The following is a 21,197-nucleotide window of genomic DNA, read 5'->3' as shown; positions in this document are numbered from 1 at the left end:
CAATAAAAATGGGGGATTACCCCCATTATTTATTATTTTACCACAAGTTTTAAATTTACAGGAATATAAATGGTATGTGTTTCTAAGTATTCTACTGCCTTTTTAACTGCTAATTGTCCCATTAAAGCAGGTTGTTGTGCAACTGTTGCAGCCATTTCACCTTTTTTCACTGCATTTACTGCATCAGGAATTGCATCAAATCCAACAACTACTATTTTTCCTAATTTACCTTCAGATTTAATTGCCTCTATTGCACCTAAAGCCATTTCATCATTTTGTGCAAATACTGCATCAATATCAGGATATGCTTGTAAAAGATTTTCCATAACTGATAAACCCTCTGCTCTATTAAAGTTAGCTGTTTGCTTTGCTATTAATTTTAAACCGGGATAATTTTTTAATTCAGTTTCAAAACCTTTACCTCTATCCCTTGCAGCAGATGTTCCTGGTATTCCAACTAACTCTACTACATTTCCCTTTCCATTTAAAAGATCTGCTATATATTTTGCTGCCATTGCTCCACCAGCTACATTATCTGATGCAATGTGTAAAATAACTTTACCGCCATTTGCAGCTCTATCTACTGTAATAACAGGTATTCCTGCGTCATTTGCTTCTTCAACTGCTGTAACTATAGCATCGCTATCAGTTGGGTTAACGATAATTAGATCTACTTTTTGTTGTATTAAATCTTCAATATCGTTTAATTGCTTATAAGGCTTGTCTTGTGCATCTACTACAACAATGTCAGCACCTTGATTAACAGCTTCCTGTAATGCACCGTTTCTTAATTCAACAAAAAACGGGTTGTTTAAAGTTGAAAGAGATAATCCAATCTTAATACTAAATGCCGATAATGATAAAACCATAATAAATACCATAAACAATGCTACTCTTTTCATAAATACACCCCCTATTAGTCTTCCCTCTCCAGCAATACTGCTATAAGGATAACTGCACCTTTAACAGCTTGCTGATAAAAGGGAGATACGTTTAATAAATTTAAACCATTATTAATAATTCCCATTATTAATGCTCCAAAAATTGTACCTACAACACTTCCTTTACCTCCAGCCAAACTAGCACCACCTAAAACAACTGCAGCTATTGCATCTAATTCATATCCGCTACCAAAAGTCGGTTGCGCACTATTAAGTCTTGCAGTTAATAGCATTGCACTTACCGCAGATAATACACCACTTATTATATATATTATTATTTTATATTTTATTACTTTCACTCCACTTAATTTAGCTGCCGTTTCATTTCCACCAATTGCATAAGTATATAATCCTAATTTAGTATTTTTTGAAATAAACCATATTAAAATAAATATACTCAACATTATTATTATTGGATAGGGTAATCCAAATAAATTTCCTCTTCCAATAATTCTAAAACTTGACGGAAGCCCTGTAATTGGCATTCCTTGAGTATAAACTAAAGTTAGACTTCTTCCAATTGCCATTGTTGCTAGTGTAACAATAAATGGTTGAATCCTTCCTTTTGCTATTATAAAGCCATTAACAAATCCCATTAATGCACCAATAACCAATGCAACTATTATTCCTAAAAAAACAGATCCCGTTTTTAAAACAGATGCCATTATAACAGCAGATAATGCAAATATTGACCCAACTGATAAATCAATACCGCCAGAAATAATTACCATTGTCATACCAAATGCCATTATAGCTTGTATTGAAACTTGCCTAAAAACATTTATAATATTTGATATAGTAAGAAATCTATCACTTAAAATTGCAAAAAGAATCGAGATTCCTATAAAACCGACAATAGCTGGATATTCTTTCATTTTTTTTATTAGTTCTTTACTCATTAAATATCAACTCCTGTAGCTAGTTTTAAGATGTTTTCTTGAGTTATTTCTTCATCTTCTAATATTCCCATACTCTTTCCTCTATGCATAACCAAAACTCTATCACACAAACTTACAATTTCTGGTAATTCAGAAGATATAAATACTATACCGTTCCCTTCATTAGCTAATTCATTTATAATGTTATAAACTTCTACTTTTGCTCCAACATCTATTCCCCTTGTTGGTTCAGCTAAAAAAACTATTTTAGGACTTCTCTTTAAAACCTTTGATATAACAACTTTTTGTTGATTACCTCCAGAAAGATTTTGTGTTTTTTGATTAATTGATGTCGCTTTTATTGAATATTTTTCTATTTCTTCTTTAGCTATTTTCTTTGCTTTAGACCAAAATAAAACTCCTGATTTTTCAACTAAATTTGTATTTTGAATAATAATATTCTTCATAATATCTAATTCCAATATTAAACCCATACTTTTTCTATCTTCTGGAACCAAAGCTATTCCATAATTTAATGCTTCTTCAGGACTTTTGATTTTTTTTATCTCCTCATCATTTATGACCATTTTATCCCATTTGGCTGGCATATAGCCATAAATCCCTAAAGGTATTTCTGATTTCCCAGAACCAACTAAACCAGCTATTCCAAATATTTCTCCTTTTTTTACATCAAATGATACATTTTCCACCATTTTTTCTATTCTTAAATTTTTTATAGAAAATACTATTTCACCCTGAGGCGAGTTGTATTTTGGAAACATATCATCAATTTTTCTTCCCACCATCATGTTAATTAATATTTCCTGATCAAATTCATTTACATTTCCACTTCCAATATATTTTCCATCCCTTAAAACTGTAACCTTATCTGCTGTATCAAAAACTTCTTCTAATCTATGTGATATAAAAATTATCCCTATTCCTTGTTTTTTTAACTCTTTAACTATTTTGAATAGTTTTTTTGTTTCATGTTCTGTTATTGATGCTGTTGGTTCATCCATAATAATTATTTTTGATTTTAATGATAATGCTTTTGAAATTGCAACTAATTGTTTTTCAGAAGTGTTTAAATCTTTTACTATAGCATCTGCTTTAATATTAAAATTATTTTTTGATAATATTTTTTGAGCTTCTTTTATCATCTGTTTTTTGTTAATAAAAGTTTTTTTTATATTTCCTATATATATATTTTCAGCTACCGTTAAGTCTTCAAATAAATTTAACTCCTGATGTATTGTCGCTATTCCATTATTTATAGCATCAAACGGATTGGAAAAAAATACTGGTTTCCCATTATAATACATTTTCCCTTTATCCGCTTTATGAACCCCTCCTATTATCTTAATCAAAGTGCTTTTTCCTGCTCCGTTTTCTCCTAATAAAGCATGAACTTCCCCACTATTAAGCTCGAAATTTACATTATCTAATGCTAATACTCCTGGAAATTTTTTTGTCACTTTTTCTAATTTTAATAACATTAAAATATCACTCCTGAAACAAAAATAGCATTATAATATGGTTTTATTTCTCCGGTTCTTATTATTGCCTTGCTTTCTTTAGAAAGTTTTTTTAAATCTTCATGAGAAACAAACTCTACATTTTCACATATTTTTTTAATAGAATTGATAAAATCTTCACTTGATTCTTCTGCTATTATTATTTTTTCTATATGTAATTCTTTTAACACTGCTTTTGATACATCAAAAAATGTCGGGTTATTTTTATCTACTACTAAATCTATTCTTTTAGTATTTTCAGGAATAGGAAATCCCATATCAACAATGGTAAGTTTGTCCATATGCCCCATAGAAGCAACTACACTAGAAATTTCAGAATTAAAAATCCCTGTTTTTTTCATTATTTCATCCTCCCTAGAAAACGTTTTCGAAAACGTTTTCTGAAATAAGAATAACACATTTAGATTTTTATACAAAATTTATTTATACTAATTTAAACTTAATTATACACATTTATAAATAAATATTAGTTAATTTCTTTTAATTTTAAAATATTATACACTTAATATAAAACTTTCATTATATGCTGGGCAAATTTCCTTAAAATTACACCATTTACAATTATATTTAGATGGTCTAGCAGGAAATTTTTCCTCCTCTTTTGGAATATTTTTATCTTTATCTTTTAAATAAAATTCCATTATTTCTATCCGTTCTTTTATATAATCTTCTATTTCAAGTAATTCGTCTTTAGAATATTTTCTTTCTTCAAAATTTCCCTCATATAAATATTCATTTATTAAATAAACTTTATTCAAATTTATATTATAATTCTTATATGCATATAATGCATATAATTTTAATTGCATTTCATCATCAACTGATCTTTTTCCAGTTTTCCAGTCAACAATAAATATATCTCCATTCTTTTCATACATAAAATCCAATATTGAATAAATTTTATAATTGTTAATAAAGAAAGATGTGAAATTATTTTCCCTATCTATTTCTAATACTTTTATGCCATTTTGTATATCTTTTAATGTTCTGGAAGCATAATAATTTTGAATCAGTATCTTTGCTTTTTCTTTTATGCTTCTTCCAAAATTCCCTTCAAATAAATTTCTATTTTTATAATATACTGAATACAACATTACGTAATTTTTTGGATTTTGTTCCCATTCATTTCTTAATTTATATGAAGATTCTACTGCTTTATTAAGTTCTTTTCCAACATACTCAAGAGCAGTTTTTATATCTCCAGATTTTAATGCAGTAATATTATTAGCAATATAACTATGTATTAAAGAACCTAAATATTGTTCTACTGTTGTTAATTTTGTTAATCTATATGCTTTTCGCTTACGCTCTGAAGCGTCATAGTTCCAACCACCCCACATTAAAAATTTTGAATAATAATAAGCTCTAGGACATTTAGTTAATAATTTATCTTTTGAAAAAGACCATGATTTTTCAGGATATTGATCCATTTTCTCACCTCATAATCATTATACAAGATTTTAATAATAATTCAAATATATATAGTATAATTAAGTAATAAATATTACTTATTCTCTTTATAGGCATCAGTAAAAATGTAGTGAAATCTTAAATAATGTAAGGTGATATTATGGAATTTTTTGAGAAATTATACGAAGCAATTGAGTTAGAAAAAGAAGCAGAAATCAAATCAATGATAAATGAAATTAAACAATATGGAAAAGATAGAGAAAAAATAGGAAGAGCTATAAACAACTTAAATGGAAAGTATATAGGTAGAGAAATAGGTGGTTTACATCTAATTAAATTTGGAAAAAAGGAAAATATTAAAACAGATATTAATGTTGGTGATGTTGTTTTAGTAAGTAAAGGTAATCCACTAAAAAGTGATTTATTAGGTTCTGTAATTGAGGTTGGAAATAAATATATTATTATTTCTTTTTCTAATAAACCTCCTATTTGGGTACAAAAATCAAAAAATATAAGAATTGATTTATATTTAAATGAAGTTACATTTAAACGTATGCAGGATGCGATTTTAAAATTACATTATGCAGAAGGAAAATTGAGTATTTTAAAATCTATTATTTTGGGAAATAAAAAACCAAAAATACCTAAAAAAGTTAATTTAAATTTTTTTGATAAAAATCTTAATCTATCACAAAAAGATGCTGTTGAAAAAGCTATAGGAAGCGAAGATGTATTTTTAATTCATGGCCCTCCTGGCACTGGAAAAACAAGAACTTTAACTGAAATTATTGTTCAAGAAGCTCATATTGGAAGAAAAATATTGGCTACAGCTGATTCAAATATTGCAGCTGATAATTTGCTTATTAATCTTTTAAAATATGAAAACATCAAAGTATGTAGATTGGGACATCCATCAAGAATAGATCAAGATATAATTCATCATTCATTATATTATATCGTTGAAAAACATCCTAGTTATTATAAAATTGATGAAATGAGAGATAAGGCTTTAAAGATTTCAGAAGAACGTGATAAATATATAAAACCAACTCCACAATTTAGAAGAGGTTTAACAGATGAACAAATAGAAAAATATGCATTAAAAGAGCGGGGCACCAGGGGAATTTTTCCTAAAAATATGCAATCTATGTATAATTGGATTAAACTTAACAAGGAAGTTCAAACTTTATTTGACAAAGCTAAAGAAATGGAAGATGAATTAATTTTAAAGATATTAAAAGAGTGTGATGTTGTTGTTAGCACAAACTCTTCATCAGGAATTGATGAACTAGAAAAAATAAGATTTGATACTGTAGTTATAGATGAAGGTTCTCAAGCTACTGAACCCTCATGTTATATACCTATAGTTCATGGCGAAAAGTTAATTATGGGCGGGGATCATAAACAATTACCACCTACAATATTAAATCCTAAAGCTGAAAAAATTTTATCTAAAACTTTGTTTGAAAAATTGATTAATAAATATCCAGAAAATTCATCAATATTAACTGTTCAATATAGAATGAATGATAAAATAATGCAGTTTTCAAATAAAAAGTTCTATAGGGGACTTTTAAAAAGTGATAAAAGCGTTAAAAATAAAACTTTAAAAATTAATTTGGAAAACATATTTTATCCATATAATGAAATATTAAATGAAATCCCAATCGTATTTGTTGATACCTCTTTAATTCCAGAAAGATTTGAAATAATAAAAAAAGGGTCTTCATCAAAATATAATCCTTTAGAAGCCAATATAATAATTAAAATATCAGAAATTTTATCTGAACAAAATATTGATCACGGAATTATTTCTCCATATAAAGATCAAGTGAGCTTTTTAAAAGAAAAAATCGATGGCATCATTAATACTGTTGATGGTTTTCAAGGAAAGGAAAAAGAGGTTATAATTTTTTCTTTAACTAGAAGTAATGATGAAGGTACAATAGGTTTTTTAACAGATGAAAGAAGATTAAATGTTGCTATAACAAGAGCTAAAAGTAAATTAATTATTATTGGAGATATTTCAACTATTTCAAAATATCCATTATTTAAAGAATTTATAAACTATATTAAAGATAATGGTAAAATCATTTCTATAAGCAAAGAATTAATCGGATAAAAAAAGTTTTAATTTCCGAAATATTATTGAAAAAGTTGTTTTGTGACTATGTGATATAATAAATTTGAAATCATAAGAAAGAGGTGCTTTATGTTTGTTAAAAGAATTTTCAACTTTGCTGCTGCTCATAACCTTATTAAATATCACGGAAAATGTGAAGCTTTACATGGGCACAATTATAGATTAGAAATTACAGTAGAAGGAACTCCTGATGAAGAAGGAATGGTAATAGATTTCTTAGAATTAAAAAATATTGTTAAAGAAGAAGTTTTAAATATTTTAGATCATTCATATCTTAATAATATTATTGAACAACCTACTGCAGAAAATATTTCCATGTGGATATGGAATAAGTTAGAAGAAAAATTAGAAAGGGGAAATTGCAAATTATATGAAGTAGCGTTATATGAAACAGAAAATAATGTAGTTTACTATAGGGGTGAATAAATTGAAAGATGTTCAATCAGAATTAGATAATAGAGGTATATATATTCATGGTGTGGGGATTTCTGACTTAGAATATCCAATTATTTTTGATAATAATCATACTATAGGTAATTTTACAATGTTAGTTGATTTAGATGAAAATGTTAGAGGAACTCATATGAGCAGATTTGTTGAAATATTAAATAAATACCATAATAATCTTTCTGAAAAAAAATTATTAGAAATGAGTAAAGACTTAAAAAAATCTTTAGATGCAAAAAAAACTTATATAAAGGTTTCTTTTCCTTTTTTTTCATTGAGAAAAGCTCCTATAACTAAATTAGAAAGTTATACTAAATGTGATATTACATATGAAGTGATAGACGATGAAATAAGATTATATATTGCTATTCCAATTATAACACTTTGCCCATGTTCTAAAGCTATTTCTAATTATGGTGCTCATAATCAAAGAGCTTTAGTGGAGATTGGTCTTAAATTAACAAATGATGTTAAAATAAAAGAAATAGCAAAATATGTTGAAAAATCTTCCAGTGGAATGGTGTTTTCGTTATTAAAAAGAGAAGATGAAAAATATGTTACTGAGCATATGTATGATAATCCCCATTTTGTTGAAGATGTTGTTAGAGATTTAAGTTTATTTTTAGAAAAAGATGAAAGAATAGACGGATATAAGGTAAAAGTTGTTAGTTATGAAAGTATTCATAATCATAACGCTTTTTCAGAAAGAGTGGGAAAAGCATGGTAAGACTAAGAATGCTTCAAGATATTGATTTAGAAAATGAAATAAATGTTGATCCTGCAAGTATTCCTATTTTTAATTCTAAAATGGAACATTATAATATTTTAATTGAGAATATTGATGTTACTAGTGCAAATATCATTAAACAGGAAATGTTATCTCGCGGTGGAGATGTTGCTATTCATAAATACGCTATTAATCATAAAATAGATAAAACAAATTTATTATTAATTGGAACTAAAAAACAATATGATTTATTGATAAAAAAATTAATGAGTATGAATTATTGGGATATACCAAAGGTTAGAAATTACCTTGAAGAATTATTCAAAAATATTAAAAAAAGAAATTGGGAATATAATATTAACGGAAATAGAAAAATTATTTTAGGAGAAAATTCAAAAATAATGGGAATTTTAAATGTTACTCCAGACTCTTTTCATGCCCCAAGTAGAATAAAAAATGTTGAACAAGCTATTGAAAATGCAAAAAAAATGATTGAAGAAGGCGCTGAAATTCTTGATATTGGAGCCGAATCAACAAGACCAGGATCTGAAAGTGTTGAATTAAAAGAAGAAATCGAGAGAATTGTTCCTGTTATAAAAGCTTTGCGAAAAGAATTTCCTAATGTGGTTTTAAGTGTAGACACATATAAATCCGAAGTAGCAAAGAAGGCTATTGAAAATGGTGTTGACATTATAAATGACATTTCTGGAATGCGTTTTGATAAAAATATGGTTCATGTTGTTGCGGAATCAAAATTACCTGTTGTTATTATGCATATAAAAGGAACTCCAAAAGATATGCAAAAGAATCCTTATTATGAAAATTGTATAAGTGAATTATTAGAATATTTCATAGAAAGAATAGAATTTGCAAATAAACATAATATTAATCAAATAATAATTGATCCAGGATTTGGTTTTGGAAAAAGGGTTCAAGATAATTTGAATATTAGTTATAACCTTGAAGAATTTAGAGTTTTAGGTTATCCCATTTTAATGGGACACTCAAGAAAAAGCACTATTGGTAATGTTTTGAATTTACCCGATACAAAAGATAGATTAGAAGGAACACTAGCTTTAACTTCTTATTATGCATTAAATAATGTTGAAATTATAAGGGTTCACGATGTAAAAGAAAATTATAGAACAGTAAAAATGATTGAAGCGTTAAGGGGGTATAAAAAATATTAAGTGCTATTGCATTAGGATCTAATGTTGGAGATAGATTAAAAAATATTAAAAAAGCTATTGAATTATTATCCGAACATGTTGAAATAATTAAAATTTCTAATATATATGAAACAGAACCTTGGGGATATACAGAACAAGAAAATTTTTTAAACGCCTGTATTTTAATTAATACAAAATTATCACCAAAAAAGCTTTTAGAAACATGTAAAAAAATTGAACAATTATTAAAAAGAAAACATAGATTTAAATGGGGCCCTAGGGAAATTGATCTTGATATATTATATTATGAAGATATTATTTTAGAAGAAGAAAATCTAATTATACCTCATAAATATATATTTGAAAGAGATTTTGTCATTGTACCTCTTAATGATGTTTCACCTAATTGGACACATCCTATAATAAAAAAAACTGTTTATGAAAAATTTAAAGAGATTGATAAAAGTAAAATACATATTTATGAAGAGGAGCTTTAAAGCTCCTTTATTATTTTATTTACTCACAATTAATAAAATAATGCTATAATTGCAAATGATTTGCAATTGCAAATGATTTTTATATGGAGGTGGTTATTATGAAAAAAAACCAGTTGAAAAGTTTTTCCCTACTTTTATTTTTAATTATTGGTATTGTTGGGTATTCTATAAACATTTCTGTTTCTATTTATCCTTATTATCTAATTTTAAAAGATATTGTCGATACAAATGATAATATAAATATTATAGTACCGCCAGGAAAAAGCCCACATACATACTCTGTTTCTTCTAAAGATGTTATAAATATTTATAAAAGCGATTTAATTATATTTAATGGGTTAAATTCAGAAATTTTTATTAGTAAAATTATCCCTAATTTAAAAAAGAAAAATATACCTTTTCTTTATATTTCTGATTTTATCCCAAAAGAAGAATTGATTTCTAAATCACACGATTTACATGATTCACATGATGACGAAAGTAGTTATTACAATCCACATATATGGTTAAATCCTTATTTCACTTTTAATTATATAATTCCAGGTATAGTTAACAAGTTAATAGAGATAAATCCTAAAAAAGAAGGTGTTTATAAAACAAATGCTGAAATTTTAATAGAAAAACTTAAACTTTTAGATGCTTATTTGCTGTTAAAGTCACGTGAAATTAATGGAAGTATAATTACATTTCATAATTCATTTCCATATTTTGCAAAAAGATACAATATAAAAATAGCAGGAGTAATTGAAAGCTCCCCTGGAGTAGAGCCTTCTATATCAGAGATGAAAAGATTAACTGATTTAGCTAAAAAAAATAATGTAAAAGCATTATTTTCTGAGCCTCAATTAAATGGAAAAATAGCAGAAAAGTTATCTAAAACTCTAAAAATAAAATTAGGAGAAATTGATCCTTTAAGCACTACTTATAAATCTATAGATGAATTCTATCTGATAAACTTTCTTAATATTTTAAATGCTATAAGGTGATATTATGAAACTAACAAAGCCTAGACGTGATATTTTAAATATTTATGAAAAAATAGACTACCCTTTAAATGCAGAAGAAATTTATAATCTTTTAAATAAAGAATATGATCTATCAACAATTTATAGAAATTTAAACTTATTTGAAAAAGAAAATATTTTACAATCCATAATTTTTTCCAATAAAATAACTTATTATTATAAGCCAAAAGGACATACCCATTTTATATATTGTATAAAATGCAAAAAATTTGAACGTTTAAATATATGCTTTGAAAAACAATTTAAAGATTATATTGAAAAGAATATACAATTTCAAATTACAGATCATATTTTATATTTTGAAGGCATTTGTAAAGAATGCCAAAAAGAAGGTGAAAAAAATGCGTGAAAATTTAATTTCTGTAAAAAACTTAAACTACGTTGTAGAAAACAATGAAATTTTAAAATTTATTAATTTTGATATCTATAAAAATGATTTTGTTGGCATAATTGGACCTAATGGAGCTGGAAAATCTACTTTAATAAAAATTTTAATTGGTGAAATAGAAAATTATACAGGTGAAATAAAAATCAATGGTAAAATTGGCTATGTTCCACAAAAAGATGAATTTGATAGAAGCTTCCCGATCAGGGCTTATGAAGTTGTATTAATGGGTGTTTACAATGAAGTAGGTCTTTTTAGAAGATATAAACATGAGCACTATGAAAAAGTTAAAAAAATTATGAAAAGTCTTGATATTGAACATTTATACGATAGAAATGTTGGGAAATTATCAGGAGGTGAATATCAACGATTAAGTCTTGCAAGGGCCTTAATCAGCAATCCAGATATTTTAATATTAGATGAGCCAGAAGCTGGTGTAGACAGTAAAGCACAAACAAAAATCTATTCTATTTTAGAAGAACTCAATAAAAATGGAATGACTATAATTTTAGTAAGCCATGATATATCTATGGTAGTAAAAAAGGCTAATACTATTATGTGTTTAAACAAAACCCTTCATTGTCATAAAAGTGCTATTGATATGACATCAAAAGATTTAAAGAAAATTTATTCAGAAGATTTGGAATTGCTTTTGCATATCAACGAACCTCTGAAAGTGGTGAGTAGAAATGATTGAATTATTTTCTTATGATTTTATGATATATGCTATTTTAGCCGCAGTTTTATCAAGCTTTAGTGCATCTATATTATCAAATTATATTGTATTAAAGAAAATGGAATTCATCGGTGAAGGAGCTGCTCATACTGCTTTTGGTGGAATTGCATTAGCTATTTTGTTTGATTTTAATGTTGATTTAATAAGTATAATTACTGCTATTTTGTTTGGAACAACTATATATTTTATTAGTAAAAAAGAAAAAGTTAATGAAAATAGCGTTATAGGTATGTTATTATCTTTTTCTATGGCATTAGGCGTAATTTTTTTATATTTAAAACCTGGTTATACTCCAGAAATAACGAGTTATTTATTTGGTGATATTTTAATGGTTAATAGTGAAGATGTAAAAATACTTTTTATTATTTCTTTAATAATTTTATCTTTTGTTATTATTTTTAATAAAGAATTAAAATATTACGCGTTTAATTCAAGAATGGCAAAAAATTTTGGAGTACCTATAAACTTAATCAATTTTATTTTTCTAATAATTGTTTCTATTGTTGTCGTAACTTCTGTAAAAATCATAGGCATTATATTAGTCACTTCCTTGCTAATTACTCCTGGTGTAATAGCAAAATTATTCGCAAAATCTTTAAATCAAATGATTTTTATTTCTAGCATTATAGGTATTTTTTCAGGTTTTACTGGTATAGTAATTGCTTATTTTATTGATATACCACCAGGACCTTCTATTGTGGTTACCTTATTCTCTTTGTTTTTAATATTTTATTTAATTAACTATTTGAAAAATAAAAACTTTTCTAAATAAAAACTTTATTAATAAATGAAGATGGATTTGTTATAATAGCAAAAAGTCTTTAATAATATGATATAATTACAATATACTTCATTTTAAAGAGAGGTGAATTTTATGGATTATTTTAGTTGTAGTGAAGATCCATTGTCTAGACCGCCATAACAAATAAAAAGGAGGAGATAAAATGGTAAAATTCTATAATAGAATAGAACACAAGTTAGTGGAGACAAAAGGCTTTTCCCAAGATGCATTAATAAAAGTTGTCAACCCATCTCAAGATGAAATACATATGTTATCAAGTTTATTAAACTTTGATCCTGATTTCATCACAGATTCTTTAGATGAGGATGAAAGAGCTCGTATCGAGGTTGATGAGGATACTATTTTATTAATTTTAAAAGTACCCATGAGAAATGAAGAAAATGAAAAAATACCTTATAAAACTGTATCATTAGGTATTATAATTGGAAAAAATTTCGTTTTACTTTCAATGAAACAGGAGATTGATTTTATAGAAAAAATGATTGAAGCAAGTTTATTAAACCCTCATAAAAAAAGCAAAATGATTTTTCAGATATTCTTCAAAAATGCAAAATTGTTCTTAGATTATTTAAAAGAAATAAATAAAACAATAGATTTAGTTGAAGAAGAATTACATAAATCAATGAAAAATTATGAGCTTGAAACTTTAATGTATCTTGAGAAAAGTTTAGTGTACTTCACAACTTCTTTAAGGTCAAATGAAATTATGATGGAAAAACTTTTAAAAGGCAAAATATTGGAATTGTATGAAGATGATGAGGAATTATTAGAAGATACATTAATAGAAAATAGACAAGCTATAGAAGTAACAAATATATATAGCAATATTTTGTCTGGAATGATGGATGCATATGCTTCAGTTATATCGAATAATCTAAATATTGTTATGAAAATCTTGACAGTTGTTACAATTTTGCTTCAGGTACCAACTATCTTAACAAGTTTTTATGGTATGAATGTAAAGCTGCCTTTTCAAGAAAATCCATTAGTATATATAAATATTATTATTTCATCTATAATTGTTATGTTTATGACATTTTTATGGTTTAAAGGGAAAAAATGGCTATAAGTATATAAAAAGAAACTTCCGTTGAGAAGTTTCTTTTTATATTATACCCGATATCGAAAGAGCACTATAAACTAATAAACCAGCCATAACTCTATTAAATATCTTTTCGTATTTTGCAAATATCGTATTTAAAACACTGCCCATTATAGCCCATGTTGATGTTGCAAAAAAGGCTACTAATCCTAAAGATATTGAAATTAATACATACGAATACCAAGAATTAAAATTAGGAACAATAAAATTAGATGATACTGTAATGCTAAATAATATTGCTTTAGGATTAATATATTGCATTAAAATCCCCTGTTTAAATGTTGCTATTTTATAGACTCTTTCTTTTGAATTATCGTGAGAATTACTTTTCAATATTATATAAGCTAAATATAGCATATATAAGGCTCCTATAATACCCATTACTATTTTTATCTTAGGCATAACTTCATATAACCAATAGTTAAAATATATGCTAATAAAAACTAATAGTGAAAAACCTGTTGTAACCCCTAAACAAAAAAATACCGTTTTCTTATATCCAACTTTATTAGCATTGATCATTGATAAAATATTATTTGGTCCCGGTGTCCATGAAGCTATAAAAACAAAAGAAAGAAATGCAATCCAATTCATTTTTATCACCACAATTTTAATTCTCAGTTATATATATTTTATTCCTTCCTGATCTTTTAACTTTATATAAATTATCATCTGCAATTTTTATGAATTTAATATAATCAGTATTTTCTGGAATGCTACTTATAGCTCCTATACTAATAGTAAATTTTATTTTTTTATTTTCATAAATAAATTCTCTATTCTCTACATCATTTTTTAATGTTTCTAATAATTCTTTAAATTTTTGATTGTCTTTTGAAATATAATAAATAGCAAACTCTTCTCCACCATATCTGTATATTTTATCTGTAGATCTATGAAAATAAGTCTTAAATATTTTACTTAACTCTTTCAAACAATAATCACCTGCAAGATGTCCATATTTATCATTTATATTTTTAAAATGATCTATATCTATAATAGCAAAATTAATATATAATTTTTCTCTATATGCAAATTTAAAATCTTCTATAAATCGTTCATTAAAATATCTTCTATTATATAATTTTGTTAAATCATCTTTTATTGATGTTTCTTTTAATTTTTCATTTAATCTTTTAAGCATTTTATTTTGTTCATTTATTCTTTTGGTTCTTTCTTCTACCATTTCTTCCATATTATTTATATACATATTTAGTTCATTAATCATTTCATTAAATTTCAAAGAAAGCCTTTTCAATTCTTCTTCATATGAGTCATCTATCTCTATTTTATTGTATTTCCCTGGTTTAGAATTCTCTATAATCTTCGTAATCTTATTAATAGAATTTACCATATAAGAAGACAAATATTTAGAAATTACCCATGAAACTACAACTGCTATTCCAACCGTTCCAATAAAAACAAGTATTGCTCTACGAATACTTTGAAAAAGATCATCATATGTTTCTAACAATTGAATTTCAATATCTCGAAAAATAACTTTATTATTTGTTAAAAACATTTTTTTTAAATGTGCTTGATCAATTTTCTGAATAATCCCCTCTTTATTAATCAAAATCAAGCCATCGTTTGATTTTATTAACAAAAAATATGAAGACCCCAAATTTAAACTTTGTTTATACTCTTCAAATATTCTACTTATATTAACTAAAAAAATTAAATATCTATTCTTTTTAGAATTTATTCTTTTATTGAATATAATATAAAAATCATTATCAAAAATCTGTGAATCCATACCTTCTTTTATTTGAAAAGTATATTCTTCTCCAATACTTAATAATTTATTATTTTCATCAATAATATAAATTCCATCTATATAATTATTTTTATCTAATATATTAACAAATTCTTTTTTTAACGCTTCCATAGAGAAATTAGAAATAAGTGAATTTTTATCAAAAATAAATATTACATCATTAGTTGAAGAAATTTCTTCTATTAAATTTTCTACTTTTGTTATCGTATTGTTTAACTTATTCTCAAAATTTTTATTAAGCAATAACAATCTATCAGATTCACATTTAATAATCTGAATTACTCTAAAATAAAATGAAATCCCGATAACTATTAAGATTATAAAAACTATGGTAATTAACATATATTTAAACATTTTTTGTTCTAGTTTCATATTATTTACCTTTCCTCAAAAATTTAATATATTCTTTATAATCTATATCAATATACTTTTTAATCATATGATTATACTTCTCCGTTGTTTTAAATTCTAGGATAAATTTTTCTAGAGAATCATTTAATTGAGGTGTTTCATAGGAGGTACAAAAAGCAAGATAACCTATTTTTTCTGAAATCACAAAAAGTGGTTTTAAATATTCTTTAAAAACATAAGTTTTTAATAATTTTGCAAAAAATGAAAATGAATCTAAGGTACTAACATCAGCTTTATCCAATATTACTTGATAAAAAAAGAAATTGCTTATATATTTTTCTCCAATGGGCAACAACAAAATATCAACCTCATCATTTTTTGGTTTATTATATTTTCCAAGAAATTTTATTTTATTGTTGTCTATTGTAATTTTATTAATAACATATTTTATATTTCTTTTGTTCAGTTCTTCAATTAATGTTTGATAAAAATGAAAAGATTCTCCAGTAATTACTCTTTTACCCTTTAAATCATAAAAATCATTAACTATCAAATCTTTTTTCCCATATAATATTTCTGCATTTTCTACAAAAGGAATCATATTTACAATTTTTTCTCTTTCAGCGGTAACAGTTATTATATCAGCGACAATATCTACTTTACTATATATATCTGGTGTTTCTTGAACATCTTTTCCTAATATAATTTCCCCATCTTTCGTCCAGTAATCTATAAATCTTGGTACTTCTACCACTTTTAAATCAACCTTCAAATAGTCAGCATATGTTTTTGCTAATTCATAACAAAATCCTATTCTTTCTGGATCTTCAGATTGGTAAATTATATCTGAAGGTACATTTCTTATACCTATAATTAAATATCCAGAAGATAAAATTTCGTTTAAATCTCTTCCATATAAAATAGATAATGAAAATAATATAATAATTATATAAATTTTTTTCATAAAACCACCTCCAAAAAAAGTGAATCAATTTAAATGCCAAAATATATCTTTAACTTTGCATTTTTATTAACAAAATATAAAAATGTCTTTTAAATTATATCATAAAAATATTAAAAATGTTTTTATGATATACTCATATAAGTATAATAGAAGTCATTTTTTATATTTTTATATATTATTTTTAAAACATAAAATTTTACTCTCACTTGATTATTCATATTTTCAAGTGTTTTTGAAAATTTATTCTTTTTAAATTATATTATAATATATAATAAAAAAACCTCCCAATTAACGGGAGGTTTTACATAATTTTTTTAAAATGGAGGCAACGGTGGGATTTGAACCCACGAATAGCGATTTTGCAGACCGCCGCCTTAGACCCCTTGGCTACGTTGCCTTGACCGTGATTATTATACCATATAATATATTAAGGTATATAGAAGAAAATATAAATTTTGTTTGAAATTATTCTTTTTTTCTAAAGAACATCTGAATACCAATTTCATCTAAATCTCTATTTTCTTTTCTTTGATATTCTAATTTATATTCTTCATATTTTCTTTCTTTTAATTTATCTAAAATAATCCTCTCTTTTCTTGCTTCTAAATACATTTGCCTCTTTTCTTCTTCTTCTGCAACTTTTTTTCTATATATTTCTCCCAATTTTATTTTTTCCTTTTCTAATGCTTCAAGATAAGATCTCCATTGTTGAATTTCCTGTATTGTAATTAAATTATTAGAAATTTGATATATGAATTTTTCATTTTCTTCTTTTATTTTATTGTTTATATCAATTAACTCCTTTTCTGCTTTTATTCTTTCAGCAGTTGCTTCTAAAAATATTCTTTTTGCATCTTCTTCCAAATGCTCTTTTAAATTTCTCAATCTTTCAAGAGAAAAATGAAATCTCATTTAATCACCTATTTTAATCCTAATTTTTCTAACTTATAATATAAATTCCTGACTGTAAGTCCTAATTTTTTTGCAGCAGCTGTTTTATTACCCTGACAATTTTTTAATGTTTCAATTATTATATACTTTTCATATTCATCAAGTAATTCTTTAAGAGTTCCATTTAATTCTGGATTATCTACATTTATAGTTTTTAATTCAGGTAAATGCATTGAAGTAATTATGGTATCAGAATGTGACATATTCATTAATGCTCTGTCCAAAACATTTTCTAATTCTCTGATATTCCCGGGCCATTCGTAATTTTCAAGTATTTTTATAGCATCTTCCGATATGTCATATATTACTTTTTCATGTTTTTGGTTTAATATATGTAATACTTGTTTTGCCATTTTTGGTATATCTTCTTTTCTATCTCTTAATGCTGGAACTTCTATTGTAACTACTGATATTTTATAAAATAATTTTCTTGAAAATTTACCTATAGACATTAATTCTTTAAGATTTTCTGGTGTAGCAAATATTATTCGAGAATTTAAAGCAATCTTTCTATTTTGGTATATAACTTCATTTTCATTTAATAATTCCAACATTAAATTTTGAACTTCTGGACTCATTAAATGTGTGTTATCTATAAAAAGAGTTCCACTATCAGATTTTTCTATTAAATTGTTTTCCCCAAAAAATATTTCAATTTGTTTTTCCTCATTTTGAAGTAATAAATTTGTTGATATAAATGGATTCTCTCTTCTACTACTATAATTATGTATTGCCTGTGCTAAAATTTCTTTTCCTACCCCAGGTTCTCCATATAGCAATACATTAACATTCGTGTTTGCTGCTTTTTTTGCCTGAAATACAACATTTTTCATTATATCAGACTCAGACACAATATCTTCAAATGTGTATTTTGCCTCATCTTTTTTCAATAATCTTTTTGTTGCTTCTAATTCTCTTATTAATCTTTCAATTTCAGATATATCATGAATAACTCCAACACTACCTTTAAATTCCCCTTTTACAAAAATAGGATTTACATTTATTAACACTTCTTTTTTATTAGTAGATAATTTTGTTTTTACATTTAATATTGGCTTTTTTTCACGGGCACATCTTATATGCATACTTTCATGACCTTCTGCTATATCATATGTTGCTAATTTTCCTATTACCTCTTTAGGAGAAAGACCAGTTACTTTTGTATAAGCTTTATTTACCATAACTATTCGGCCTTCTTCATCAGCAACAGATATTGCATCATATGTCGAATCAATAATAGCCCTTAAAAGAGAGTCTAGTTCTCTTAAATTAGTAACTTCTTCTGCTAATTTTTGGATACTAGTTACATCTCTAAAAATAGCTGCAGCTCCAATTATTTCATCATTTTCATCTTTTATTGGAAATCTTGAAGTAACTATTATTTTTTTACCAAGATTTTGTATTCTGTCTAATTCAGGTATTCCTGTTTTTAAAACTATATGTAATCTTGTATCAGGAATAGTTTCAGTTACTTTATTATATAAAAACTTTTCTTTAGGTAAATTGAGTATCTTTGAAGCAGAATTATTTAAAAATATTATTTCTTCCTCTGAATTAATTAAAATAACTGCTTCCTGAATATCATCTAAAATTCTCATAATCATTTTTTCATTAGTCATATAAATCACCCTCTATCAATTTATGTTCTTGTATCCAACCGTTTAAATCTAATTCTATCATAATATCAACAACTTTATCGTATTCACTCTTTTTCAAAAGTCTATTTATTTCTGGATATTCTTTTGCTTTATATACCGGTACATATTGGTCCATGAGACTAATGAGTATATTTTTATCTAATTTTGAAATATATTTTAAAGCATTTTTTGCTTCGTCAATATTGTTTGGTAATACTAAAATCCTTATTATTAGCCCTTTTTTCATTACATCTTTTTCAAAAATATATTCTCCGCCTAATTGATTATACATTTCTCTAATAGCCTTATCTGCAAAATCCCAATAATCAGGTGTTTTAGAATATCTTCTAGCAGCATATTCTGAAGTATATCTTATATCCGCTAAATATATATCAACTATTCCATCTAATAATCTTAATGTATTTATATTCTCATAAGAAGATGTATTCCATACTATTGGTATTTTAAGACCATTTTCAATACCTAATATCAAAGCATCAAAAATAAATGGCAAATATGGCGTTGCTGTTACTAAATCAATATTTTGAGCCTTTTTCTCATTTTGTAACCATAAAAATTTATCTGCTAATTCTACACTTGAAAATTCTTTTCCAAATCCTTTTTGAGAAAAGTTAAAATTTTGACAATAAACACATTTCATAACACAATTACTAAAAAACACACCTCCAGCACCTGTATCTCCAACCAACGGTGGTTCTTCACCTTTATACAAAACAAATTCTGAAATTCTTATTTTATCTCCAACTTTACATACTCCCAACTTTTCATATCTATTTATTTTACAATTTTTAGGACACATATCACATGATTTTAATTTTTTATATAATAAATCTCTTCTTCTATGCAATTCACCTGTTTCGTATAATTTTATATATCCTGGAACATAACCCATTACAATGAAAGCCCTCCATCTATTCTTATAACTTGACCTGTAATATATGATGAATCATCAGAAGCAAGAAATAACACTGCTTTTGCAACTTCTTTTGGTGATCCTAAACGTTTTAACAATATTCTCTGCAATGCTGCTTTTTTAAAGTCCTCATTAAGATCTTTGGTCATATCTGTTTCTATAAAACCTGGGGCAACGGCGTTTACTCTAATTTGTTCACCTTTCATTGTCAATTCTTTAGCCCAAGTTTTTGTCATTCCTATAACACCAGCTTTACTTGCAGAATAATTTGTTTGACCTATATTTCCATCTATTCCTACAACACTTGAAATGTTAATTATTGAACCTTCTTTTTGTTTCCTCATTATTTTAGCTACAGCTTTTGTAACTAAAAATACACCTTTTAAATTAACATTTATAACAAAATCAAAATCTTCTTCCTTCATTAATAATAACAACATATCTTTAGTAACACCAGCATTATTAACAAGAACATCAATTCTTTTATATTCTTTATATATATCTTTAACTACATTATTTACTTCTTCACTATTAGATACATCTACCCTATATCCTTTAAATACTCCTTTATTTAAAGAATTTAATTCATTCTCAACATTTTTCAATGCTTCTATATTTCTTGCAAAACCCAATACAGTAGCTCCTTCTTCAACAAATTTTTTACTAATTTCTTTTCCTATTCCTCTATTTGCACCTGTTACTATACAAATTTTATCCTTTAATTTCATATTATTCCCTCCATTTATTATATGTATTTATAAAAATATTATATCATAAATTTTT

At 25.6% G+C, this 21,197-nt stretch carries 22 protein-coding genes and 1 tRNA gene; 10 read left to right on the top strand and 13 right to left on the bottom strand.

What is annotated here, in order from left to right; all coding sequences use genetic code 11:
• Positions 1 to 32: 32 nt before the first annotated feature.
• From ACYQ44_RS05670 to ACYQ44_RS05650, 5 genes are all read right to left on the bottom strand, one after another.
• Positions 33 to 881, bottom strand: a complete 849-nt coding sequence (locus ACYQ44_RS05670; protein WP_459995879.1) for a D-ribose ABC transporter substrate-binding protein — start codon at positions 879 to 881, stop codon at positions 33 to 35.
• A gap of 35 nt (positions 882 to 916) precedes the next feature.
• Positions 917 to 1,840: an ABC transporter permease gene (locus tag ACYQ44_RS05665; protein ID WP_459995865.1), complete on the bottom strand. Its 924-nt coding sequence runs from the start codon at positions 1,838 to 1,840 to the stop codon at positions 917 to 919.
• Positions 1,840 to 3,318: a sugar ABC transporter ATP-binding protein gene (locus ACYQ44_RS05660; RefSeq protein WP_459995864.1), complete on the bottom strand. Its 1,479-nt coding sequence runs from the start codon at positions 3,316 to 3,318 to the stop codon at positions 1,840 to 1,842. The genes ACYQ44_RS05665 and ACYQ44_RS05660 overlap by 1 nt, the downstream gene beginning before the upstream one ends.
• Positions 3,318 to 3,698: a D-ribose pyranase gene (rbsD, locus tag ACYQ44_RS05655; RefSeq protein ID WP_459995861.1), complete on the bottom strand. Its 381-nt coding sequence runs from the start codon at positions 3,696 to 3,698 to the stop codon at positions 3,318 to 3,320. The genes ACYQ44_RS05660 and rbsD overlap by 1 nt, the downstream gene beginning before the upstream one ends.
• A gap of 153 nt (positions 3,699 to 3,851) precedes the next feature.
• Positions 3,852 to 4,787 (bottom strand): PD-(D/E)XK nuclease family protein, encoded by a 936-nt coding sequence (locus tag ACYQ44_RS05650; protein ID WP_459995859.1) that lies wholly within the window; start codon positions 4,785 to 4,787, stop codon positions 3,852 to 3,854.
• A gap of 140 nt (positions 4,788 to 4,927) precedes the next feature.
• On the opposite strand from ACYQ44_RS05650, the gene ACYQ44_RS05645 reads away from it, so the two are divergent.
• The 10 genes from ACYQ44_RS05645 to ACYQ44_RS05600 all read left to right on the top strand — a co-directional run bounded on the left by ACYQ44_RS05645 (position 4,928) and on the right by ACYQ44_RS05600 (position 13,767).
• Positions 4,928 to 6,889 (top strand): IGHMBP2 family helicase, encoded by a 1,962-nt coding sequence (locus ACYQ44_RS05645; protein WP_459995856.1) that lies wholly within the window; start codon positions 4,928 to 4,930, stop codon positions 6,887 to 6,889.
• A gap of 90 nt (positions 6,890 to 6,979) precedes the next feature.
• Positions 6,980 to 7,336 carry a 6-carboxytetrahydropterin synthase QueD gene (gene queD, locus ACYQ44_RS05640; RefSeq protein WP_459995855.1) on the top strand — a complete coding sequence of 119 codons (357 nt, stop codon included), beginning with the start codon at positions 6,980 to 6,982 and terminating at the stop codon, positions 7,334 to 7,336.
• 1 nt (position 7,337) lies between these two features.
• On the top strand, positions 7,338 to 8,084 hold the full coding sequence (folE2, locus tag ACYQ44_RS05635; RefSeq protein ID WP_459995853.1) for a GTP cyclohydrolase FolE2: 747 nt from the start codon (positions 7,338 to 7,340) through the stop codon (positions 8,082 to 8,084).
• Positions 8,078 to 9,274 carry a dihydropteroate synthase gene (gene folP / locus ACYQ44_RS05630; RefSeq protein WP_459995852.1) on the top strand — a complete coding sequence of 399 codons (1,197 nt, stop codon included), beginning with the start codon at positions 8,078 to 8,080 and terminating at the stop codon, positions 9,272 to 9,274. The genes folE2 and folP overlap by 7 nt, the downstream gene beginning before the upstream one ends.
• Positions 9,268 to 9,750, top strand: coding sequence for a 2-amino-4-hydroxy-6-hydroxymethyldihydropteridine diphosphokinase (gene folK / locus ACYQ44_RS05625; protein WP_459995878.1), 483 nt, complete (start codon positions 9,268 to 9,270; stop codon positions 9,748 to 9,750). Before folP ends, folK begins: the two co-directional genes overlap by 7 nt.
• A gap of 98 nt (positions 9,751 to 9,848) precedes the next feature.
• Entirely contained in the window at positions 9,849 to 10,736 is an 888-nt protein-coding gene (locus ACYQ44_RS05620) for a metal ABC transporter substrate-binding protein (RefSeq protein WP_459995850.1), read from the top strand.
• Between the two features lie 4 nt (positions 10,737 to 10,740).
• Positions 10,741 to 11,124 carry a Fur family transcriptional regulator gene (locus ACYQ44_RS05615; RefSeq protein WP_459995849.1) on the top strand — a complete coding sequence of 128 codons (384 nt, stop codon included), beginning with the start codon at positions 10,741 to 10,743 and terminating at the stop codon, positions 11,122 to 11,124.
• Entirely contained in the window at positions 11,117 to 11,857 is a 741-nt protein-coding gene (locus tag ACYQ44_RS05610; protein ID WP_459995848.1) for a metal ABC transporter ATP-binding protein, read from the top strand. Before ACYQ44_RS05615 ends, ACYQ44_RS05610 begins: the two co-directional genes overlap by 8 nt.
• On the top strand, positions 11,850 to 12,668 hold the full coding sequence (locus ACYQ44_RS05605; RefSeq protein ID WP_459995847.1) for a metal ABC transporter permease: 819 nt from the start codon (positions 11,850 to 11,852) through the stop codon (positions 12,666 to 12,668). Before ACYQ44_RS05610 ends, ACYQ44_RS05605 begins: the two co-directional genes overlap by 8 nt.
• Positions 12,669 to 12,840: 172 nt before the next feature.
• Positions 12,841 to 13,767: a magnesium transporter CorA family protein gene (locus ACYQ44_RS05600; RefSeq protein ID WP_459995846.1), complete on the top strand. Its 927-nt coding sequence runs from the start codon at positions 12,841 to 12,843 to the stop codon at positions 13,765 to 13,767.
• A gap of 36 nt (positions 13,768 to 13,803) precedes the next feature.
• Here the strand turns inward: ACYQ44_RS05600 and ACYQ44_RS05595 are convergent, their stop codons facing one another.
• The 8 genes from ACYQ44_RS05595 to fabG all read right to left on the bottom strand — a co-directional run bounded on the left by ACYQ44_RS05595 (position 13,804) and on the right by fabG (position 21,142).
• A complete protein-coding gene (locus ACYQ44_RS05595; protein WP_459995845.1) occupies positions 13,804 to 14,394 on the bottom strand; it encodes a LysE family translocator in 591 nt (196 codons plus the stop codon).
• 16 nt (positions 14,395 to 14,410) lie between these two features.
• Positions 14,411 to 15,949: a sensor domain-containing diguanylate cyclase gene (locus ACYQ44_RS05590; RefSeq protein ID WP_459995844.1), complete on the bottom strand. Its 1,539-nt coding sequence runs from the start codon at positions 15,947 to 15,949 to the stop codon at positions 14,411 to 14,413.
• Position 15,950: 1 nt separating this feature from the next.
• Positions 15,951 to 16,892: a transglycosylase SLT domain-containing protein gene (locus tag ACYQ44_RS05585; RefSeq protein WP_459995843.1), complete on the bottom strand. Its 942-nt coding sequence runs from the start codon at positions 16,890 to 16,892 to the stop codon at positions 15,951 to 15,953.
• 320 nt (positions 16,893 to 17,212) lie between these two features.
• Positions 17,213 to 17,289, bottom strand: a tRNA-Cys gene (locus ACYQ44_RS05580).
• Positions 17,290 to 17,357: 68 nt separating this feature from the next.
• Entirely contained in the window at positions 17,358 to 17,804 is a 447-nt protein-coding gene (gene fliJ, locus ACYQ44_RS05575; RefSeq protein ID WP_459995841.1) for a flagellar export protein FliJ, read from the bottom strand.
• Positions 17,805 to 17,812: 8 nt separating this feature from the next.
• A complete protein-coding gene (locus ACYQ44_RS05570; protein ID WP_459995839.1) occupies positions 17,813 to 19,462 on the bottom strand; it encodes a sigma-54 interaction domain-containing protein in 1,650 nt (549 codons plus the stop codon).
• Positions 19,455 to 20,393 (bottom strand): radical SAM protein, encoded by a 939-nt coding sequence (locus tag ACYQ44_RS05565; protein WP_459995838.1) that lies wholly within the window; start codon positions 20,391 to 20,393, stop codon positions 19,455 to 19,457. Before ACYQ44_RS05565 ends, ACYQ44_RS05570 begins: the two co-directional genes overlap by 8 nt.
• Positions 20,393 to 21,142: a 3-oxoacyl-[acyl-carrier-protein] reductase gene (gene fabG / locus ACYQ44_RS05560; RefSeq protein WP_459995836.1), complete on the bottom strand. Its 750-nt coding sequence runs from the start codon at positions 21,140 to 21,142 to the stop codon at positions 20,393 to 20,395. Before fabG ends, ACYQ44_RS05565 begins: the two co-directional genes overlap by 1 nt.
• Positions 21,143 to 21,197 lie beyond the last annotated feature (55 nt).

It is taken from the genome of Marinitoga arctica (genome assembly GCF_054657315.1).
This window is presented reverse-complemented; position numbering and strand designations above follow the sequence as displayed.

Coding starts and splice junctions, on each gene's coding strand:
- ACYQ44_RS05670 (WP_459995879.1), bottom strand. CDS start 881: ATGGTATTTATTATGGTTTTATCATTATCGGCATTTAGTATTAAGATT.
- ACYQ44_RS05665 (WP_459995865.1), bottom strand. CDS start 1,840: ATGAGTAAAGAACTAATAAAAAAAATGAAAGAATATCCAGCTATTGTC.
- ACYQ44_RS05660 (WP_459995864.1), bottom strand. CDS start 3,318: ATGTTATTAAAATTAGAAAAAGTGACAAAAAAATTTCCAGGAGTATTA.
- rbsD (WP_459995861.1), bottom strand. CDS start 3,698: ATGAAAAAAACAGGGATTTTTAATTCTGAAATTTCTAGTGTAGTTGCT.
- ACYQ44_RS05650 (WP_459995859.1), bottom strand. CDS start 4,787: ATGGATCAATATCCTGAAAAATCATGGTCTTTTTCAAAAGATAAATTA.
- ACYQ44_RS05645 (WP_459995856.1), top strand. CDS start 4,928: ATGGAATTTTTTGAGAAATTATACGAAGCAATTGAGTTAGAAAAAGAA.
- queD (WP_459995855.1), top strand. CDS start 6,980: ATGTTTGTTAAAAGAATTTTCAACTTTGCTGCTGCTCATAACCTTATT.
- folP (WP_459995852.1), top strand. CDS start 8,078: ATGGTAAGACTAAGAATGCTTCAAGATATTGATTTAGAAAATGAAATA.
- ACYQ44_RS05620 (WP_459995850.1), top strand. CDS start 9,849: ATGAAAAAAAACCAGTTGAAAAGTTTTTCCCTACTTTTATTTTTAATT.
- ACYQ44_RS05615 (WP_459995849.1), top strand. CDS start 10,741: ATGAAACTAACAAAGCCTAGACGTGATATTTTAAATATTTATGAAAAA.
- ACYQ44_RS05610 (WP_459995848.1), top strand. CDS start 11,117: ATGCGTGAAAATTTAATTTCTGTAAAAAACTTAAACTACGTTGTAGAA.
- ACYQ44_RS05605 (WP_459995847.1), top strand. CDS start 11,850: ATGATTGAATTATTTTCTTATGATTTTATGATATATGCTATTTTAGCC.
- ACYQ44_RS05600 (WP_459995846.1), top strand. CDS start 12,841: ATGGTAAAATTCTATAATAGAATAGAACACAAGTTAGTGGAGACAAAA.
- ACYQ44_RS05595 (WP_459995845.1), bottom strand. CDS start 14,394: ATGAATTGGATTGCATTTCTTTCTTTTGTTTTTATAGCTTCATGGACA.
- ACYQ44_RS05590 (WP_459995844.1), bottom strand. CDS start 15,949: ATGAAACTAGAACAAAAAATGTTTAAATATATGTTAATTACCATAGTT.
- ACYQ44_RS05585 (WP_459995843.1), bottom strand. CDS start 16,892: ATGAAAAAAATTTATATAATTATTATATTATTTTCATTATCTATTTTA.
- fliJ (WP_459995841.1), bottom strand. CDS start 17,804: ATGAGATTTCATTTTTCTCTTGAAAGATTGAGAAATTTAAAAGAGCAT.
- ACYQ44_RS05570 (WP_459995839.1), bottom strand. CDS start 19,462: ATGACTAATGAAAAAATGATTATGAGAATTTTAGATGATATTCAGGAA.
- ACYQ44_RS05565 (WP_459995838.1), bottom strand. CDS start 20,393: ATGGGTTATGTTCCAGGATATATAAAATTATACGAAACAGGTGAATTG.
- fabG (WP_459995836.1), bottom strand. CDS start 21,142: ATGAAATTAAAGGATAAAATTTGTATAGTAACAGGTGCAAATAGAGGA.